This window comes from Micromonospora sp. WMMD1155 (genome assembly GCF_029581275.1).
GTDB lineage: Bacteria > Actinomycetota > Actinomycetes > Mycobacteriales > Micromonosporaceae > Micromonospora.
In genome coordinates this window covers 5531519-5550776 of the sequence record NZ_CP120742.1, presented here as the reverse complement: position 1 = coordinate 5550776, position 19258 = coordinate 5531519, and the positions used below count along the sequence as shown (strand labels likewise).

The window sequence follows — 19258 nt, the reverse complement described above, 5'->3', positions numbered from 1 at the left end:
ACGGGCCGTGTCCTCCCGCCGGGTGGATCGGTCAGCCGCAGCAGCCGGCGGTGAACGCCGCGCAGGTGCCGTTGCAGAAGGTGCCGTTGAAGGAGAAGCAGCCGGCGGCCCCGGTGACCACGGTGATCGTGGGAGTCGGGGTCCACGTGCCGCCGTCGGCCCCGTCGAGCTCCTGGTCGTTCAGCTCGACGATGCCGGCCGGGTTCGCCGGCAGGCCGGCACGCTCTTCGGCACTGAGAGACGCCCGGTAGACCGGGTCCTTCCACGCCCTGATGTAGTCCATGTACAACTCCGATCTATAGGTGAAGCGCGATACCTGGATGGGCCTCCACGGGCGGAACCGTAGGACCGCGCTATGGCAGATCGATGGCACCGCGATGGTCGGTCGGCGGTTGCAGCAGCAGCACCGACGGCACGCGTGCCGGATCGGCCCAGCGCAGGAGGGCGTAGCCGATACCGGCCAGGCCGCTCATCAGGCCCGGCGTCTCGACGCCCCGGGGCACGCCGCACCGCCAGTCGCGGTTCTCCACGTCGACCACGGCGGCGACGGCGATCTCCGCGGCCCGCCGGGCCGCGCTGTCGTCACCGAGGACCCGTGCCGCGGCCAGCGCCGCCTCGGCGTTGCCGAGATCCCCGTGACAGATCGAGTGGTTGTGCAGGAGGCTGCCGGGATCGAGGGTCGTCGTGAGCGCACGCCGCAGGTCCTCGCGCAGCGACCCGTCGTCGGTGGCGTAGCCGGACAGCTCGGCCCGTGCCAACGCGACGCCGGCCGCGCCGTGGCACCAGGCGACCATCGGAGCACCCTCGGGCGTGTCCGGTCGAAGGTCGCGCCAGTTGCCGGTCGCCTCGTCGTAGACGGTGCGTTCGTAGCGCAGCGCCGCGTCCACCGGATCGCGATGCTCGGGTGCCCCGTTGTGCCGGTCCCACCTGGCCAGCGCCGTCGCGATACCCGACGCACCGTGGGAGAAGCCCGCCAGCGGCGCCTCGGTGTAGAGCGTGCCGCACCAGCCGACGCCGGGGCCGGCCGGTTGCGCGCCGTCGCGCAGGTGCCGGGCCAGCATTCGGGCACCGTCGAGCAGACCGGGGTCGCGGGTGACCCGGTGCAGCGACAGCAGGGCGAGCAGCCCGCCGGCACTGCCGCTGATGATGTCGTACTCGCGGGAGTCGGCCGCGTGCGCGACCATCGACGCGGCCAGCCCCGCGGCCGTGTCGACCAGGTCCGCGCGGTCCAGGACGGAGGCGAGGTGGCTCAGGGCGTACACCGAACCACCGAGGTGGTCGAAGCCGCCGACGCCGACGGCGGCCTCGGATGGGCCGGTGAGCCAACTCCGCGCCTCACGGAGCATCATCGTCGCCGAGCGGTCGGCGGCCTGCCGGTAGGCCGCGTCGCCGGTGACCTCGGCCAGCCGGGCGAGGAACAACGCGATGCCGCTGATGCCGTTGTAGAGGTCCATGGCGCTCGGTCCGAGCATCCACACCTTGTCGGCGATCAGGCTCAGGCCCAGCCAGGAGATCCGGTCGTCCTCGGTGAGCGCGATCGCCAGCAGGCGGTCGCCGATGACGCGCGCCGCGTCGACGAAGCGCTCGGGCACGATCTCCGACGGCCGGACCGTCGACGGCACGGTCGGTGGTGGGAGCAGCGCGACATTCGGCCGGTTCCGCGTACGCCACCGCGACGGATCACCCATGATCAACGCCGTGAGGGAGGCGTCGATGATCCAGCTCTGCTGGGCCAGGTGGTCCTCGGACATGCCCCGCAGGCGGTCGTGGACGGCCTCCAGCCCGGTGCGCCGCAGTGCGCCGGCCAACACGGTCCCGTCCCCACCGACGAGATCGGTCGACGACGGTGTGGTGACGAAGATCGGGACGTCACCGGCGTACATCTGGGTCAGTTCCGCCGCGATGAGGCGGTCCCGGTGCTCGCGCCCGTCGTGGCCCGCCCACAGGTTCTCGAAGTACCGGTCCCGGTCCAGCGCGTCGTGCAGCAGGTCCGGGTGCTGCGCCTCGGCGAGCAACCGGACGTACGACGCGGTGGCGCGCAGGACCACGCGTACCTCGTCGTGCGCGAACGCGGCCAACGGGCCGGTCGGCGCCACCAGGTCGTCCCGGTGTTCCAGCAGGGTCCGGTAGAGCGTGCGGTATCCGTCGCCGATCTCGGCCGCGAACTCCGTCACGTCCGGACGCCGCTCGGCGAGGGTGGGCAGGTTCCCCGAGCCGGGCATCGTCACCCGTCGCCGGTCCAGGCGCATCTCGTCGGTGCCGAAGCCGTCCCAGACGGTGACGGGTCGGGCGGTCAGTTGGCCACCCGCGCCGGACATCCCACTCATGTCGAACCGGTTGACCTGGTTGCCCTCGGCCCAGAGCACGGGCGAGGGCAGTAGCCCCACGGTGACGACCGACCTGCTCATCAACTCGACCGCGACGCTCTGCAGATAGCCCGCCTGATCGCCGACGCGTCGTTCCCACTGCCAGTTGTGCAGCATCGCCTCCAGGTCGATGAGCATCGGGTGCTCGCCGGAGGCGATGACGTTCTCCAGGTGGAAGTCGGTCGCGCCGAGAGCCTGGAGCAGGGCCAGCAGTGCGCCCTGCCGTCGGTAGAACCGGCCGAGGGCGTCGCGGTCCGCGCAGGGTCCGCTCTCGACGAACTCGGTCCAGCCGTACCCGCCCCGCTCGATCAACCAGAAGGTACGCAGCGTGGGATGCGTACCGCGCTCGTTGAGCCAGGCCAGTAGATGGTGGAAGTGGCCGTCGACGGACAGCCGCCGGGGCTTGTACATCACCTTCGCGCCGGTCGCGAAGCGGACGACCGCCACCGAGCGACCGCCCCGGTGGTTGTCGCCCGCACCGAAGCTCACGTCGGCCAGGTCGCCGAGCGAGTCCGGGCCACCGCAGCGCTCGGCCAGTTCCGCGTAGTCGGCGACGACGCGCTCGGCGAACTCCAGGCGGCTGGCCTCCCAGTCGTCCACGGTCCGCACCAGGTCACGGGCGAGCACCGGGTGGTCGCGCAGGACGCCCAACGCGTGCTGCGGTTGCCGGAGCCGGTGCAGGAAGGTGTGGAAACGCTCGTGCGGGGTGTCGCCGGCCAACTCACCCTGGATGCGCAGGACGTTGAGCTCCAACGCCATCGTCCGGGCCACCAGCATGTTGACGGTGTCCACCGGGCCGCCGCCCAGCCTGGTGATCAGCGCCTCGGCGGTCAGGTGCCGGTGGCTGCCGACCAGCTCGCGCACCCGTGCGGCCAGCCGTTCGAGTGCTTCGGCGATCAGCGGCGCGACGACGACCGCGAACCCGGTGGACTCGTCGGACCCGGCTGAGTGGTCGTGCCCGGCCGCCTCGTCGTGGCCGGCCGCATGGTCGTGACCGGCCGTGTGGTCGGGACCGGCCGTGTGGTCGGGACCGGCCGTGTGGTCCGGGTGTCGGCGCCAGGCGTCGACCAACCGGCGGGCGTAGTCCGGGGCCTCGTCGAACCGGGATCGGACCGTGTCCGGCCGCTCACCCAGGATCCGGACCAGCTCACCCTCGTCGAGGCCGTGCTGCGCCAACCGCTGCGCGAACAGCTCCGGCCGTCTGCTGTGGACGGGCTCGTCCAACCACATCTTCAGCCGGATGCGGCCGAGATCCTCGTCGACGGCGCCCAGCGGCTCCGCGCCGGTCAGCCGCTCCCTCAGGGAGTGACCCAGAAACCATGCGGCATCCCCCGACTGCACCGGGGCAGGGCCGTCGTCCATCTACTTCCGCCTCACTGCGCGGCGTCGCCGCGCTCACGTGGTGGTGGCCGCCCGCGCGCGGGCATGTCCTTCCGCAGGGCCGCCGGGCATCGGGGGCAGGCCCAGGGCTCCGTGCAACATCGAGGTGTACGCGGCGACCAGCGCCGGGGTCGGTTCGACGCCCAACTCGGTGGCCAGACGGGTCCGGAACGCGCTGAAGACATCCATCGCCTCACCCTGCCGACCGGCCTGGTACAGGGCGGCCATCAGCATGATCGTCAGCCGTTCCCGCAGGGGGTACTCCGCCTGCAACGCGACCAGCGCGGGAATGGCCCGACGGCTGTCTCCGAGCCGCAGATGGAGTTCCAGCCGGTGTTCCAGGCAGACGATGCGGCGTTCGAGCAGGTGTTGGCGGCGACTCTGGGCGTACGGCCCGGTCAGGCCGGCCAACGGTTCGCCCGCCCAGTTCCGTTCGGCCTCGGCCAGCAGCTCGGCGGCGCCCGCGAGGTCCCCGGCCCGCTCGGCCGCCGCGGCCCGGTCGACCGCCTCGTCGAAGTCCGCCACGTCGGTACCGGCCGACCCGAGACGCAACCGGTAGCCGATGCGCAGGCTGTCGATCGCCGGGCCGTCGTGGCCGACGCCTGCCGCCTGCAGGGTGCGCCGGAGCCGGTAGATGTACGGCGGGATCACCTTCGCGCCGGTCGGCGGGGTCTGTTCGCCCCAGACGCCCTGCAGGATCGTCGCCGGAGTGACCACCCGGTCCGCGTTGAACAGCAGGATCGCGAACACCGCCTGTTGCCGGACGGGACCGAGATCGAGCAACGTCCTGCCCACCTCGGCGTGCAGTGGGCCCAGGGCGAGGAACCGTACCCGCGTCACGGCATCGCACCGCCCGCACCAGGACTCGTCATCGAGGTCTCCTCCCTATCGGCGGCCGGGGCGACCGCGCACAGGCGACGAGGTACGGCACGTCCACCGACTTCGGCTCTGAGGCCGGGTCCGCCGCATTGATGGAGATCATCGCGTCCGGGGATGGTACGGCCCTCGGCGTACAACCCGTGTACATCGCGCGTACGAACGGTGTGCGAGGTGCGGCGACATGTGCAGACGCCGATGCCGGTGAGTCATCGGGATGACCCACCGGCATCGCGCCGATCGACGGGGAGGAGCCGAAACTTACTCGGGCAGCTTGGCTCCCGACTGTTCGCTGACCATGTACGTCGCGTACCAGTCGGGCCAGTTCTCGTCCCGCTGCCCGGTGCGCTCCTCGTGCTCACCGTGGGCGGCGGCAGCGCGCCGCAGTGCGCCGGCCAGGTCGCTCGCCGAGCCGAACGACGTCAGCCCGCCCTCGATGCGCCCCGGCAGCCTGGTCGTGATCTCCTGCATGAGCCAGGTGTTGCCGTCCGGGTCGCGGAAGATGGCGCGCGAGACGTAGCTGCGCCGCTCCGGGTCCAGCCCGTCGACCGGCCCGTCCGGGGTGACGTGGAAGAGCCCGCCCACCTCGACACCGGCGGCGACCAGGGCGTTGCGGGTCGCTTCGAGGTCGGACACGACCAGGTACGCCATGGCCGAGCCGGGCGCCGCCGGGGTGAGCCCCGGGCCGAACTGTACGGAACATCCGGAGCCGCGCGGCGTCAACTGCACGATGCCGGGCGGTGTCTGGTCGAGCCGCCACCCGAGGCGTCGGTAGAACTCCTTCGCCCTGTCCACATCGGACACCGGAATGACGATCACCTCGACTTTGACGTCGACGTTCTCGATTCCGGCGTCCCCCTGGGCGCTCTTCGGGCTCATCGCGTTCCCCTCCCGGTCGCTGCTGCTGGCTGACTGGTCCTCGTGGCCCTGCGCACCCCGAACAGGGCGATCAGGGCGAGCAGGATGACGGCGACGGAGTATTCGTCGGCGGTCTGCGGCAGGCCACCGGCGTAGACCACGAGGAAGCCGGCGATCACCGTCGGGAGGCCGAACCCGACATAGCAGACGATGTAGAGCAGGGACAGCACGCTGGCGCGTTCGTGCGCCTCCACCAGGGGCGTGATCGTCTTGAGGCTGCCCTGGAAGCCGCCGCCGAAGCCGATGCCGCCGAGCGCGAGGCCGACGAAGAATCCCGGGACGGACTCCGCCATGACCGACACCAACGTCACGACCATGCCCAGGACGAGGGCGACGATCCCGACCAGGATCACCGTCCGGGCGGCGGTGTTGCGCATCAGCAGGACGGCGACCGACCCGAAGACCGCGAAGACGAAGAGGACCAGGCCGCCGACCACGATCGACGTGTTCATGAGGCTGCGCACCAGCGCCGGGCCGAGCGCCCCGAAGAAGCCGGCCAGCGCCCAGACCGCGAACAGCACCGGGACGACGACCAGCAACGGTTCGCGTACGGCGCGCGGCAGTTTGATCTCCGGTCGGAGGCTGCGTCGTGCACCCGCCATCGGCGTGACCGTCTCCGGCATCAGCGCGATCCCGACGAGCTGGATCAGGAGGATCACCAGGAGGACGACGTACACGAGCCGCGTCGGCGCGGGCAGGAAGTCGATCAGCAGCGCCGAGAGCAGGGCGCCGCTCCCGGTGCCGATGCCGGGGGCGATGGAGTTCGCGAGCGTGCCCCGGGCGCGGTCGATGTCGAGCATCCCGGCCCCGACGGCGCCGGTGGCGGCACCGGCCGCGAGACCCTGGAGCAGGCGGGCGACGAGCAGTGTGGGTACGCCGTTGGCGAAGATGAAGACGACGAGCGAGAGCATCTGCACGGCGATCGCCACGGCCAGGACCGGGCGGCGACCCACGTGGTCCGAAAGCTTGCCGAACGTGAGCAGCGACGCCAGCACGGCGAGCGCGTAGACGGCGAACACCACGGTGGTCGTGACCGGTGAGAAGTGCCAGCGCTCCTGGTAGATGCCGTAGAGGGGCGTCGGGGCGGCCGACGCGGCCAGGAACGACACGAGGATCGACGCCAACAGCAGCAGGGAGACCCTCGGCGAGAGTCGGGCCCTCCCGGCGATCGGCATGTCGATGCTCCTCGGGCTGCGCTGACGACGGTGGAACCCGGGGGTTCCGCTGGTGAGCGACGGCCGGGTACCCGCTCTGCGCCGTCACATGCCGACGCGACGGGCCGCCCCCCTGCTCAGCCCTCGGTGTCGGGACCGGTGGCCGGGAGGGCCGTCACGCCATGGCCCAGTGCGCTCCGGAAGGCCCGGTACTGCTCGACGCCGAGCGTGTCGGAGAGTTCCTGCTCGATCTGGCCCACGATGCCGTCGCTGAGGTCGATGAAGTCGCGGCCCCGGTCCGTCGGCACGATCAGCTTCGCCCGGCGGTCGGCGGGGTCGGGCGTACGCCGGACGTATCCCAGCCGCTCCAGCTCGTCGAGGATCGCGCCCATCGTCTGCTTGTTGCGCCCGGCCAGCCGGGCCAGTTCGCCGGGACGGGTGCCCTCGACGTCGAGGTAGGCGAGCACCGCCCCGTGCCGGGGCCGGACGTCGTCGAACCCGTGCTCCGCCGACCGCCGGAAGATCTCCCGCTGAACACGCGCGGAGAGCTGCACGGCCAGGATGCCGAGGTCCGGGTCCTGCTCCTTGAGTGTGCTGCGCTTCATAAAGTGGTCCAATCATTGGACTGTACAAGTTTTGGACTATAACGTGGCGGGCGTCGACCAGCGGCCAGCCCGACCGCGGTCCACCCCACCGGAGGACGACATGACCATTCTGATCACCGGAGCCAACGGCACCGTCTCGCGGGAGGTGCTGCGCGAACTCGCGGGAGCGCAGTCGGTGCGCGCCCTCGTGCGCGACCCCGCCCGCGCTCCCCGACTCGACGGCGTCGACGTCGTCGTCGGCGACCTCGACCGCCCCCGCACGCTCACCCCGGCGTTCGAGGGCGTGACGACGCTCTGGCTGCTGACCCCGATGGGCCCGATGGCACCGAGCCAGAGCATGAACGCGGTGTGGGCCGCCCGGCAGGCCGGAGTGCGGCACATCGTCCGGCTCTCGGCGATCGGCGCCGCGCACGACGCGCCCACCCGCAACGGCCGCCTGCACGCGCTCTCCGACGCCGAGGTGCGGGAGTCCGGCATCCGCTGGACGATCCTGCGCCCGAGTCACTTCATGCAGAACCTGCTCGCCGCCAAGGCCGGTGAACACCTCTACGGGCTCTTCGGCGAGGCCAAGGTCGGCCTGATCGACGCCCGGGACATCGCCGCGGCCGGTGCGGCGATCCTCGCCGCGCCCGAGCGGCACGAGGGCAGGATCTACACGCCCACCGGTCCGGAGAGCATCACCCTGCACCAGGCCGCCGAGGACATCGCCCGCGCCACCCGCAAGCCGGTGCGGTACGTGCCGCAGAGCCCGGACGAGGCGCGCGACGGCCTGCTCCACGCCGGCCTCGACGAGTGGTCGGCGGAGGTCCTCGCCGAGTACCGGGTGGCCTACGGCTCCGGCTGGGGCGACTTCACCAACGACCACGTCGAGCAGGTCGTCGGCCGGGCACCGCGAAGTTTCGCCGAGTTCGCCGACGACCACCGCGAGCACTTCGCCACCGTCTGACCGGCGTCGTTCGGGGAAGGGCCCGCCAGAGCCCTTCCCCGAACCCGGCTACCAGCCGCACCGACGTCATCTCGGCCCGGCCGGCACGCGGCCGTCGCGCCGCCGCTCGTACGGGAGGGGGCCGACGTCCGACCGGCGACCGGGGCGCAACGCCGCGTGCCGCTGCCCGGGACCGGCGCCGTCGCGAGCGGCGAGCGCGTCCGCCACCGCTCCGGTGGCGAACGCGTAGATGGACTTGTGCAACACGTCGATGGCGAGTTCCCCGCGAGGCCAGGTCAGCGGCGGTGCCCCCACACCCGTGGCGTTCTCCAGGATCTGGTCGTTGGCCAGTCGCAGCGCCGTGAACACGCTGGACGCCCAGACGCCCCGCAGCCCGGCCTGGGCCATCACGCTGCGCAGCACGCCGACCACCGCGCCCTGGCCGTAGTGCATCGCCAGGTTCTGCCAGCGGGGTTGCTGCCCGGAGGATTCCGGCAGACCGGCCAGCCGCGCCAGCACCTGGGCCGGCACGTACGAGTCGGGCCGGCCGGTCACCCGCTGCTCCACCTTCTCCGCGACGGTCATCACCGCCGCGCCGGCCAGACCCGCCGCCAACCCCTGCCACACCGCTCGTTTCAGCATGGTGAGGCCGTACCCCTCGGGCGAGCGCCCATACCCGAGGCGTCATCCCGACGGCCTGGTTTGCGACGGTCCGCGACGGGTAGGACGCCCCGACTGCCGCTGGTCGCAGTAGCTTGCACGTCATGGCCACGAGCGTCGACGTGCGTCGAGACCTCGCCGACCTCGCCGACCCAGGTCGCGCCGAGGCGTCGAGGCGATACCTGCAGATGGGCCCCGGCGGCTACGGCGAGGGCGACCGGGCCATCGGCGTCACAGTGCCGGACCAGCGTCGGGTCGCCGCCCGGTACTGGCGCGACCTCTCCCTGGAGGAGACGACCGACCTGCTGCACGGTGAGGTGCACGAGGAGCGGCTGACGTCGCTGCTCATCCTGGTCCGCAAGTTCGCCGAGGGCGACGAGCGGCAACGGGGCGAGATCTTCCGCCTCGTCCTGGCCAACACCGGCCGCCTCAACAACTGGGACCTGGTGGACTCGTCGGCGCCGTACATCGTCGGCCCCTGGCTCGCCGACAAGGAGCGCGACGTCCTGGATCGGCTGGCCGGGTCGAGCCTGGTGTGGGACCGGCGCATCGCCATCATGGCGACCTTCGCCTTCATCCGGGCCGACGACTTCCACTGGACCTTCCACCTCAGCGACCGGCTCCTGAACGACCCGCACGACCTCGTCCGGAAGGCGGTGGGCTGGATGCTGCGCGAGGTGGGCAACCGGGACCGAGCGGCGGAGGAGGAGTTCCTGCTCCGCCGCTACCGCGTCATGCCCCGGGTGATGCTGCGGTACGCGATCGAGAAGTTCGAACCGCAGCGACGCCGGGACTACCTGTCCGGCGCGCTCTAGCCTGCCGGTGGGATCGGGAAGTTGCGGTTGAAGACGTTGTCCGGGTCGTAGGTGGCCTTGATGGCGCGCAGTCGACCCAGGGTGGGCTCGGGCCAGGCGTCCAACAGCCGCGCCGGGTCCGTGTCGGACTCGAAGCTGAGATACATGCCGTCGAGGTGCGGGTACAGCTCGGCCCACAGCTTGTCGAGCTGGGGCCTGCGGTCCTCGACAGTGGCGGCGAGCACCGAGAAGTTCTGGTCCCGGTGCGGGTAGGCGGTCGCGTCGCGGGCGACGTCGTTGACCGCGCCGCCGACGGACCGGAACTGCATGATCATCACATCACCGGAGTTGATCATGTGGGCCATGAGGTCGGCCGCCTCGGGGGTGATGTGGTGCGCCAGGCCGCTTCGGGTGTCCCGCAGCCCCTGACCTCGATGCTGGTTGCCGGGCGGAACGACGATCGCCGGGTACGGCACGAGCTGCGCCTGCTGATCGAGGATCGGGCCGATCTCCAGGAACGGGCTCAGGACGGACTGGGCCGCCTCGACGTCGTCACCGGCGTAGACCAGGGTGACCTGGGCCATCGGCGGGTCACCCCGGCGCCCCGGGAAGAGGGACAGGAAGCTCGTCAGCTCCCGCGGCGCGTCCTCGACGAGTCGACCCCACCGGCGGAGCAACTGCGCGGCGTCGCTCGCGTCGACGACGAGCTGGGCGAAGACGACGGTGTCGACCTCGTACGCCTCCAGTTCGAGGGCGGTGACCACGCCGACGTTGCCGCCCGCGCCCCGGACGGCCCAGAACAGGTCGGGGTGATGCTCGTCGTCCAGGCGCAGCAGGCTGCCGTCCGCGGTGACGATCTCGGCGGCGACGACGTGGTCGATCGTCAGACCGTGCTTACGCGCCAGGTATCCGATGCCGGCGGTGGTGGCGAGACCACCGACGCCCACGTCGCCGTAGTCGCCCGAGCTCATCGCCAGGCCGTACGGAGCGAGTGCCTGGGCCACCTGCCCCCAGCGGGCACCCGGCTCCAACCGGATCCGACGGGTCGTCCGGTCGAGCACCTCCACCCGGTTCATCCTGGACAGGTCGATGACGATCCCGCCGTCGTTCGTCGACCGGCCGCTGATGCCGTGCCCGCCACTGCGCACCGACAACGGGACGTCCTGGGTCCGCGCGTACGACACGGCGTCGGCGACCTCGGCGGCGCTCTCCGGTCGGATCACCAGCGCCGGCGCCCCCTTATAGCTGTAGCTGTGGCGGACACCCTCGTACTCCCGGTCGCCGGGCTCGACGGTCCGGGCGGCCAGCGATGCCGGCAGCGCCGCACGGTCCAGGCCCGGACGACGCTCGGACCGGACGGTGACAGCGCCGGTCCGTCCGGTGTCGGGCCCGTTCGACGTACGCTCCCTGGCGACCGCCTCGCGCAGCGCGGGGGCGATCTCCTGCCCGAGAGCCTGGATCAGTCGCGGGTCGTCGCGGCCGATCAGGAAGGTGCTGAAACCCTCCTCGAGGACCAGCGGGAGGAGTTGGTCGACCCACTGCTCCGGTGGCCCCTGAAGGAAGCCACGACTTCGCGACGACACGTCGACGGTGAACAGGTTGAGCAGCCGCCGGATCTGCCGTGGGTCGCGTCCCGCCGCGACCGCCGCCTCGTCGATGAGCCGGTTGGCGGTCACCCGGTCCGGGGACCGCAGGTACTCCAGCGTCGGCAGCCAGCCGTCCGCCTTCTGACCGGTCAAGGCGAGCATCTTCGGCTGGTACGCGCCGAGCCAGATGTCGATGTCGTGTGCCGGCGCAGGGCCGCGCCGCATGCCGGGGATCGGGTAGTACCTCCCGTCGCGGCGCAGCGGCCCGGGTGCGGTGTCGTCCCACACCCCGCGCAGGACGTCGATCGCCTCGCGCAGCGCCTCGACGCCCTGCCCCGCCGTGAGCCGACGGGCGCCCATGCCCTCGACACCGTCCCAGAACGCGCCCGCGCCGAGCCCCAGCTCGAACCGGCCGTGGGACAACCGGTCCAGGCTCGCCGCGGCCCTGGCCAGGACGGCCGGCGGGCGCAACGGGAGGCTGAGGACGTTCCCCGAGATCCGCAACCGCTGGGTACGGGCGGCGACCCAGCTCAGCAGGGTCCAGGTGTCGAGGTAGTCGGCGTTGTACGGGTGGTCCTGGAAGGTGGCGAGATCCAGGCCCGCCGCCTCGGTCAGCTCGGCGAGCGCCACCACGTGATCCGGGTCCTGGGCCGCGGGTGTCAGGAACGTCCCGAACTGGATTTCGTGACCGTAATCAGGCATCGCGTCAGCATCTCCGTGGTCATGTTGCCAGAATATGATCTGTTCGGCAGATCGTATGTCCCACAACGTAGTTGCCGACCAACGCATTCCGGCCGCGTCGGGGAACGTCGCTTCGATCACCACCTCGCCTGTTAGCGTCCGGTGCATGTCCGCCACCGACCCGTGCGAACTGCCGGCCGACCGCAAGCGCGGTTCGACCTTCGGCTGGTCCCTGGGCGTGGTGCTACGCCGCTGGCACGAGTACGTCGAGGAGGTGCTGGACGACCTGCCGCACGGCAGCCGGGGCTACCACATCCTGGCCGTCGTCGTACACGAGGACGTGCCCACGCAGGGTGCCCTGGCGACCCGCCTGGCCATCGACCGCAGCGTCCTGACCTACGTGATCGACGACCTGGAGAACGCCGGTCTCATCGAACGGAGACTCGACCCCCAGGACCGGCGCGCCCGCCGGGTGGTGGCCACCGACCGGGGGCGTGCGGCACTCGCCGAGGCGGAGCGGCGGGTCGCGCACGCCGAGGACCACGTGCTGGGCGGGCTGCCCGAGGACCAACGCGACACCTTCCGCGACTTCGCCGCCCGCGCCGCCGACGCGATCCACGCCGCCGCGCCGGCGACGGACCCCTGCGTCGCGGTGCGCAGCGTCCTGCCGCCGACCGAGCACGGGGCCGGGTAGCTCGGGCCCCGGCGGTCCACGTGCGGGGCCACGGGTTGACTGGCTCAGCATGCTGGAACCAGAAGCCCTCCTCCCCGTAGCCGCGAGGTCCAGCCATGCGAAAGCCAGTCAAGACCGCTGCCGTCCTGGTCGGACTCGGTGTCGGTGCGGCCGTCGGGCCGTCCCTCGGGACGGCCGCCCTGTGGTCCGGGATAGCGGTGGCCGTGCTCGGGATCGGCCTCTCCCTGGTCGGCGAGAGCGAGCCCGACCTGGTGGCCGACGGCATGGTGGACCGCGACGGGAAGGGCACGAGCGCGGACACCTCGGCCGAATCGCGGAGGCAACTGTATGAACGACCCACCCTCACCGGCCTGGCCCCCCGGGTGGAACAGATCCTCAGGCTCGCCGAGGAGCAGGCGAACGACCACCGCGCCGAAGCGCAACGCGAGTGCGAGGAGATGGTGGCTGCCGCCCGCCAGGAGGCGGAGACCATCCTGAATCGAGCCCACGGCCGGGCCGCCGGGACCACCGGCACCGACCAGGGCCGGGATTCCGGCCCGGCCACCTGAGTCCCTCCCGCGAGGGAGGGCCCTCCCCTGTCGGCGGGAACCGACCGCACCCCGACGCCGCGACGATCTGAAGGCATGACGACATCGGCTCCGATCGTCGGCCGGGCCGGCCACGGCCTGACGTACGCAGTGCTCGGCTGGGCCGTGGCATACGGGGGCGTGCGTCTGACGTGGACGGTGGGCGAGGCACCGGACGCCGGGCGGTTCGGGTCGGACCTGCTCGGCTTCACCGGCTGGCGGTCGGTGGCGATGTGCGTGGCAGCGGGTGTGGTGGCGGTCGCTCTGGACCGGCAGCGCACCTGGCGGCCGGTGCTCGCGGGGGTCGCCTGGACGACTGCCGCGGCACTGGTCGCCGCAGCCGCGATCCTGCTACCCGAGGTGGTGGGTCTCCTGCTGCTCGCCGTCGGCCCGCACGTCGACCCGGTCGGGTTCGCCAGCCGGCTCGGCTGTGTCACCGGGGCGGTCCTGCTCGCGCTGGCCACCGCCCGCTACCAGCGGCGCACCCGAGGCGACTGCCCGGCGTGCTGCCGCACGACCCGCCCCGGACCGCCACGCAGGACCCCCGCGCGGTGGGCACGCTGGGCCGCGTACGCCGCGGTGGTCGGCCTCGTCGCCCGCTTCGCCGCCCAGGCCGTCGTGGGATTCGACGGCCTCACCGAGGACGCCTCGGTGATCGGCCTGGAGGCCGGCCTGGTGCTGGCCGGTGCGCTCCTACCGCTGGCGCTGGTGCACAGGTGGGGCGAGGTCTGGCCGGGCTGGGTACCGCTGCTCGCCGGTCACCGGATTCCCCGCCTGCTGTTGCTGGTGCCCGGCTTCGGTCTCGGGACGGGCATCGTGGCCTACTTCGGCATGGGGCTGGCGCAGGTGGCGACGGGATCGGACAGCGAGTTCTCCGACGCGTTCCTCTGGGCGGCGATGTCGGCGTACTGCGTCATCGGGCTCGGCCTGGTCACCGCGTCCAGCGACTATCACCTGCGCACCCGCCGCGCGTGCGGGACCTGCGGCCGGTAGCCGGTCCCCGGCGAGGTGCCCGCCGACCCGATGGTCGGCGGGCACCTTCCGCACGGAGCAGAGCTACGCCCCGACGCCCCGGACCGCCTCGATGATGGACTCGGCGACCTCGCCGGGCTGGGACATCGTCATCGCGTGGGAGGCTCCGGCGACCTCGCGGGTGCCCCGGGCGCCGGCGCGTTCGGCCATGAAGCGGTGCGCGGCGACCGGGATGTTGCGGTCCGCGTCGCCGAAGACGAACCAACTGGGCAACGACTTCCACGGCGGCTCGGACGTCGAGAGCCCGTCGCTGAGCGCCTGCTCGGTGATCGGCCGCTGGGTCCGCGCCATCAACGCCGCGGTGTCCTCGGAGACGTCCGCGACGAACTGTCGGTGGTAGGCGTCCTGGGCGATGGTCACCTCGTTCCCACCGGTCGCCACCGGCTGGGAGACCAGGGTGTCGGCGAGCGTGCTGCCGGGGAACTTGGCGTTCAGCGACATCGCCGACTCACCCGTGTCGGCGGCGAGCGCATTGACGTAGACCAGGCCGCGCACCATCGGCTCGCCCGCGGCGGCCTCGGTGATGACCATGCCGCCGTACGAGTGGCCGACGAGCACGACCGGCCCGCCGACCGCCCGCACCACGTCCCGGACGTAGGTGGTGTCCCCGGCGAGGCTGCGGAGCGGGTTGGCGGCGGCGACCACGGAGTAGCCGTAGCCCAGCCGCTCGATCACTCCGTTCCAGCTCGCCGATTCGGCGAACGCGCCGTGAACGAGGACGACGGTGATGTTCTGATCTGACACGGCCATCGGCTCCTTGGCGTGAGGGGTGTGCACCCCGTACGGACTGGGTGGGCGCGGCTGATTACCCACCGTGCGCACGGGAAACGTCGGGGCGCGGGCGGCCCTGTTTCTTCACCCCGATGTCACCGACCGATCCCGTCGACGACGTGTTGCTGTTCGTCCGCACGGGTTGGCTCCGACTCGTCGCACTTGTCCTGACCAGGAGCTGATCACGTGCCTTCCTCTCGTCGTACCTTCCTCGCCGGTGGCGCCGCCGCCGGTGTGGGCCTCGCCGTCGCCGGCGGCCTGCCGTCGCTGGCGCAGGCCAGCCCGGGGCGCCCGCACCCGCCGGTCACGTCCGGCCACGTGCCGTTCCCGCCGCTGGTGGACGACCCCAAGGGCGTCCTCGCCCTGCCGGAGGGCTTCAGCTACACGGTGGTCACCCGGACCGGTGTCACCCGGCTGGACCGTGGTCAGGGCATGACCCCGGCCGACCACGACGGCATGGCCGTCTACGACGCCGGCCACGGCCGTTACACCCTGATCCAGAACCACGAGATCGACCCGGGCGCCGAGTTCGGCGTGCCGCACGCCAAGGGGACGGTGTACGACCCGGGCGCCGTCGACGCCGGTGGCTGCACCGTGATCAAGACCGACCGTGCGGGCCGGAACCTCGGTGAGTTCGTCGCCCTCTCCGGCACCATCTCCAACTGCGCCGGCGGACCGACCCCCTGGGGTACCTGGCTGACCTGCGAGGAGACCGAGGACCGCGCCGGTGACGAGTGGGAAGAGGGCGACCGGACCGGCACGTACCAGAAGGACCACGGCTACGTCTTCGAGGTCTGGGCCGACGGCAGCGCGGACCCGCGGCCGATCAAGTGCCTGGGCCGCTACTCCCACGAGGCCCTCGCGATCGACAAGGACCGCACCCACATCTACCTCTCCGAGGACGCCGACGAGCCCAACGGCCTCTTCTACCGCTGGTCGGCGCCGCGCGGCGTCAAGCTCGGCCCCGGCGTGCTGACCCGTCTCGCGCCGAACGCGGGCGTCCTCGCCGCCATGCAGATCATCATGGACGACGGGTCGGTGCTGCCGGACGTCGCCTACCTGACCTCCGCCCAACTGGGCCGCCCCTTCCCCGTCCGGTGGATCGAGGTGCCGGACCGCGACGCGCGGCACACGTCCGTGCGCGAGCAGTTCGCCGACGGCCAGGTCACCCGCGGACGCAAGTTCGAGGGCGTGTGGAGCACCGACGAGGGCGTGTACGTCGTCAACTCCTACGCCTGGGACGAGGGTGACCTGCCGTCCGACGCCGCGCCGCACGACGGCATGGTGTGGTTCTACAACTTCAAGGACCAGACCATCCAGCTGGTCACGTACTTCCCGCACCAGACCTCCTCCGAGGAGGGGACGCCGGTCAAGTACACCGACATCACCTTCGACGGCCCGGACAACGTGACGGTCACCCCGTGGGGGAGCCTGGTGCTCGCCGAGGACGGCAAGGGCGCCTCCCACGTGCTGAGCACCATCCCGGGCGGCCCGACGTACGCGATCGCCCGCAACATGCTCAACGACTCGGAGTTCTGCGGGCCGACCTTCAGCGCCGACGGCAGGGTGCTCTTCGTCAACATGCAGGACCCGGGCCTCACGCTGGCCATCACCGGCCCGTGGGAGAAGTACCTGGGCTGACCGGATCGGGCGGTGGGGTCGGGCGGATCGCCCGGTCCTACCGCCCGCCGGGCTCGTCCTCCGTCCGCATTCCGTGCAGGTCGTAACTGAACTCGCCGGCTTCCAGCCGGGCCCGCAATCCGACCTCCCTGGCCGTCCGGCTCCTCGTCGCGGCGACCACGGCGTCCACGCTCGTCCGCCGCACCACCACGGCCCCGTCGGCGTCGAGCACCACGATGTCCCCCGGCTCGACCGTCGCACCGCCCACCGACACCGGCATGTCGAGCGAGCCCCGCTCGCGTTTGGTGGCTCCGCGCACCCGACACCAGCGGGCCCAGACCGGCAGGCCGAGTGCCCGGAGTTCGTCCACGTCCCGTACCGCCGCGTCGACCAGCACACCGGCCGCGCCGGCGACCTTGGCCTGCGTGGCCAGCAGCTCACCGATCAGCGCGACGGGAGCCGGCTCGGGCATGGTGAGCACCAGCACCTCCCCCGGACGCACGAGCGTCATGGCCTCGTGCACGGCCCGGTTGTCATCCTGGCCACACACGACGGTCCGGGCGGCGCCGGCGACCCGGGAACCCGGCACGACCTGCACGAGGTCCACATCGATCAGGCCACGGCGGCCGGCGGCCTCGTAGACCGTGGCCACCCCCGCAGCGGACAGTGCCTCGATCATCGTGGGGTCGACGTCGGCCGCGTCACGGGCGGAGTTCACAGCGCCGCCACGACATTCGGGATCAACCGTTGGAACGCCTCCGCCTGCCGGATGGCCGCGTCACCGGTGACCCGGCGGGCGTGGTTGCCCCGATGGTCGGCGCGCTGGGTGTAGTACTCGCGCAGGTAGCCCTGAGCCGCCATCGCCGCCATCGCCTCCCGCTTGGCCGGCATCACCTCGGTGATGTCGACGAAGACGGTGGGAACGAACCCGCAGAGTTCCGGCTGGTGGGGTTCGAAGGCCAGGAACTCCGAGGGCGGGGCGGTCCGGAAGCCGCTGGACACTCCGGCGCCCGCGGTGAGCTGCCGGGCGGTCGCCACCGCGGCGTGCGCCGCCGGGTGGTCCGGGTTGAACGGGTCGCGCTCGGGGTGGGTGAGCACCACGTGTGGGACGTACTCGCGCATCAGCGTCGCCAGCCGGTCGATGTCCTCGTCGCGGATCCGGAGCGGGTAGTCGCCCAGGTCGAACGCCTCGAACCGGGCGCCGACCGCGGCGGCGGCTCGTTCCGCCTCGGCGTGCCGCAGTCGTTTGACGTTCTCCACCGTCTGCTGCGGGTCCTTCCACAGCTCACCGGATTCGCCTCGTTCACCGTAGGAGAGCGCCAACACGAGGGCCTCACCGCCGGCCCGCGTGTGCGTCGCGATGGCTCCGGCGGCCCGCCAGACGAAGTCCGCGGAGTGGGCGCCCACCACCAGCATCCGCCGCCCGCTCATACCGGCGTCACCAGCCGGCGCGAGTTGACCACCGCCATGACGTGGATCTCCTCTTCGGTGAAGCCGGCGTCGAACAGGCGGTCGGCGAAGAGCGCCAGACCGTCCTCCACCGGCGGGTTGAACGGTTGCCCCAGATCGCTGGAGAGGACGGAGTGCGCCACGCCGACCGACCGGATGGTGGCGAACAGGTCCGCCCAGTCGACCTTGCCCGAGTGCGGGGTCGTGAAGCAGCGCTCCAGGAGGGCGCCCGCCTCGGCCAGCTCGCGCTGCCGTTCGGGCGTCAGCCGCTGCGAGGTGAACTCGGGGTGGGTGACCACGATCCGGCGTACCCCCTCCTCTCCTGCGGCCCGGACCACGGCGGCGATCTCGGCACCGCTCAGGTGGCCGGTGGCGAGCGTGATGTCGTGCCGGGCGATCACCCGCAGCACCTGGCGTACGCGGTCGAGGACCCGGCCCTCGGCGTCGACGACCTCGACCGGGTCCGGCACGATGCCCTGGCTGTGCAGGTCGGCTTGGAAGGCTCCCCACATCGCCGGTGTGGCACCCGGCAGATCGGTGGCGGTGCTGCGCCGCTGGTTTCCGGAGTCCACCGTCGGCATCCAGACGATCCGCGCACCCTGGCGCGCGGCGACCTCGACCGCGACCGGGTTCATCCCGCCCATCGCGCCGTTGAGGGTGACGGCGCCGAGGACGTCGACGCCGGGCACCACCTTACGAACCACCGCGGCCCGCTCGGCCGTCGCCACGTAGTGGGACTTGAGGACGAAGCCGGCCAGCCCGACCTCGGCGCAGCGGTGTGCCAGGTCGACGTCGTCGATGCGCCGGGCCATCACGTCGGGGGCCACGTGCACGTGCGTGTCGTAGGCGTCGCGGACCACGGCGCGCGCACGGGCGGAGGGAACCGGGTGGTCAGGCATCGCGCTCCTCGATGAGCCCTGGAACCGAGGTCGTGCGGGCGCACTCGGCCGAGCGCGCGGCGGTCACGGGCCGGGAGCCGCCGCGGGTAAGCATATCGGCGATCATTCTGGCTCTGCGGACCCCGCGCAGCCCGCATCCACTGTGGACGGCGGACGGAATTCGTTGCGTGGCAACACCGTCGGCGGATCGGGACTGACGGACGGCACCCGCCTGATCTAAAATCGTCCATCGATGCCGATCCCGCGTCGGCGGGCCGATCCACGGTTGGGCCGACCGTCGCG

General features: G+C 71.9%; 17 protein-coding genes and 1 pseudogene. 6 read left to right on the top strand and 12 right to left on the bottom strand.

Going from position 1 to position 19258, the window contains the following annotated elements; translation table 11 throughout:
* Positions 1-31: 31 nt before the first annotated feature.
* The 6 genes from O7617_RS25485 to O7617_RS25460 form a co-directional block, all read right to left on the bottom strand.
* Entirely contained in the window at positions 32-283 is a 252-nt protein-coding gene (locus O7617_RS25485; protein WP_282258654.1) for a mersacidin/lichenicidin family type 2 lantibiotic, read from the bottom strand.
* A gap of 70 nt (positions 284-353) precedes the next feature.
* On the bottom strand, positions 354-3728 hold the full coding sequence (locus O7617_RS25480; RefSeq protein ID WP_282258653.1) for a type 2 lanthipeptide synthetase LanM family protein: 3375 nt from the start codon (positions 3726-3728) through the stop codon (positions 354-356).
* Between the two features lie 33 nt (positions 3729-3761).
* On the bottom strand, positions 3762-4586 hold the full coding sequence (locus O7617_RS25475; RefSeq protein ID WP_282258652.1) for a BTAD domain-containing putative transcriptional regulator: 825 nt from the start codon (positions 4584-4586) through the stop codon (positions 3762-3764).
* A gap of 297 nt (positions 4587-4883) precedes the next feature.
* Positions 4884-5501: a VOC family protein gene (locus O7617_RS25470; protein WP_282258651.1), complete on the bottom strand. Its 618-nt coding sequence runs from the start codon at positions 5499-5501 to the stop codon at positions 4884-4886.
* Positions 5498-6715, bottom strand: coding sequence for an MFS transporter (locus tag O7617_RS25465; protein ID WP_282258650.1), 1218 nt, complete (start codon positions 6713-6715; stop codon positions 5498-5500). Before O7617_RS25465 ends, O7617_RS25470 begins: the two co-directional genes overlap by 4 nt.
* Positions 6716-6831: 116 nt before the next feature.
* Positions 6832-7299: a MarR family transcriptional regulator gene (locus O7617_RS25460; protein WP_282258649.1), complete on the bottom strand. Its 468-nt coding sequence runs from the start codon at positions 7297-7299 to the stop codon at positions 6832-6834.
* A gap of 100 nt (positions 7300-7399) precedes the next feature.
* Between O7617_RS25460 and O7617_RS25455 the strand changes: the two genes are divergently transcribed.
* Complete coding sequence (locus O7617_RS25455) at positions 7400-8245, top strand: NAD(P)H-binding protein (RefSeq protein ID WP_282258648.1); 846 nt, start codon at positions 7400-7402, stop codon at positions 8243-8245.
* Positions 8246-8311: 66 nt separating this feature from the next.
* Here the strand turns inward: O7617_RS25455 and O7617_RS25450 are convergent, their stop codons facing one another.
* Complete coding sequence (locus O7617_RS25450; protein WP_282258647.1) at positions 8312-8866, bottom strand: hypothetical protein; 555 nt, start codon at positions 8864-8866, stop codon at positions 8312-8314.
* Between the two features lie 122 nt (positions 8867-8988).
* Between O7617_RS25450 and O7617_RS25445 the strand changes: the two genes are divergently transcribed.
* Positions 8989-9699: a DNA alkylation repair protein gene (locus O7617_RS25445; protein ID WP_282258646.1), complete on the top strand. Its 711-nt coding sequence runs from the start codon at positions 8989-8991 to the stop codon at positions 9697-9699.
* On the opposite strand, the gene O7617_RS25440 is transcribed toward O7617_RS25445, so the two are convergent.
* Positions 9696-11966, bottom strand: coding sequence for an LLM class flavin-dependent oxidoreductase (locus O7617_RS25440; protein ID WP_282258645.1), 2271 nt, complete (start codon positions 11964-11966; stop codon positions 9696-9698). The genes O7617_RS25445 and O7617_RS25440 overlap by 4 nt on opposite strands.
* Before the next feature lie 145 nt (positions 11967-12111).
* On the opposite strand from O7617_RS25440, the gene O7617_RS25435 reads away from it, so the two are divergent.
* The 3 genes and pseudogenes from O7617_RS25435 (at position 12112) to O7617_RS25425 (ending at position 14198) form a co-directional block, all read left to right on the top strand.
* A complete protein-coding gene (locus tag O7617_RS25435) occupies positions 12112-12639 on the top strand; it encodes a MarR family transcriptional regulator (RefSeq protein WP_282258644.1) in 528 nt (175 codons plus the stop codon).
* A gap of 305 nt (positions 12640-12944) precedes the next feature.
* Positions 12945-13124 (top strand): annotated as a pseudogene (locus O7617_RS25430) (cell division protein DivIVA); the annotation flags it as partial.
* Between the two features lie 138 nt (positions 13125-13262).
* Entirely contained in the window at positions 13263-14198 is a 936-nt protein-coding gene (locus O7617_RS25425; protein ID WP_282258643.1) for a hypothetical protein, read from the top strand.
* A gap of 63 nt (positions 14199-14261) precedes the next feature.
* Here the strand turns inward: O7617_RS25425 and O7617_RS25420 are convergent, their stop codons facing one another.
* On the bottom strand, positions 14262-14987 hold the full coding sequence (locus tag O7617_RS25420) for an alpha/beta hydrolase (protein ID WP_282258642.1): 726 nt from the start codon (positions 14985-14987) through the stop codon (positions 14262-14264).
* A 207-nt stretch (positions 14988-15194) separates the two neighbouring features.
* Here O7617_RS25420 and O7617_RS25415 point away from each other — a divergent pair, with 207 nt between their 5' ends.
* Positions 15195-16649: an alkaline phosphatase PhoX gene (locus O7617_RS25415; protein WP_282258641.1), complete on the top strand. Its 1455-nt coding sequence runs from the start codon at positions 15195-15197 to the stop codon at positions 16647-16649.
* A gap of 37 nt (positions 16650-16686) precedes the next feature.
* Here the strand turns inward: O7617_RS25415 and O7617_RS25410 are convergent, their stop codons facing one another.
* The 3 genes from O7617_RS25410 to O7617_RS25400 are packed head-to-tail and all read right to left on the bottom strand — an operon-like array spanning position 16687 to position 18976.
* Entirely contained in the window at positions 16687-17346 is a 660-nt protein-coding gene (locus O7617_RS25410) for a 4-carboxy-4-hydroxy-2-oxoadipate aldolase/oxaloacetate decarboxylase (protein WP_282258640.1), read from the bottom strand.
* Positions 17343-18059, bottom strand: a complete 717-nt coding sequence (locus O7617_RS25405; protein ID WP_282258639.1) for a PIG-L deacetylase family protein — start codon at positions 18057-18059, stop codon at positions 17343-17345. The genes O7617_RS25410 and O7617_RS25405 overlap by 4 nt, the downstream gene beginning before the upstream one ends.
* Positions 18056-18976 (bottom strand): DUF6282 family protein, encoded by a 921-nt coding sequence (locus O7617_RS25400; protein WP_282258638.1) that lies wholly within the window; start codon positions 18974-18976, stop codon positions 18056-18058. Before O7617_RS25400 ends, O7617_RS25405 begins: the two co-directional genes overlap by 4 nt.
* Positions 18977-19258 lie beyond the last annotated feature (282 nt).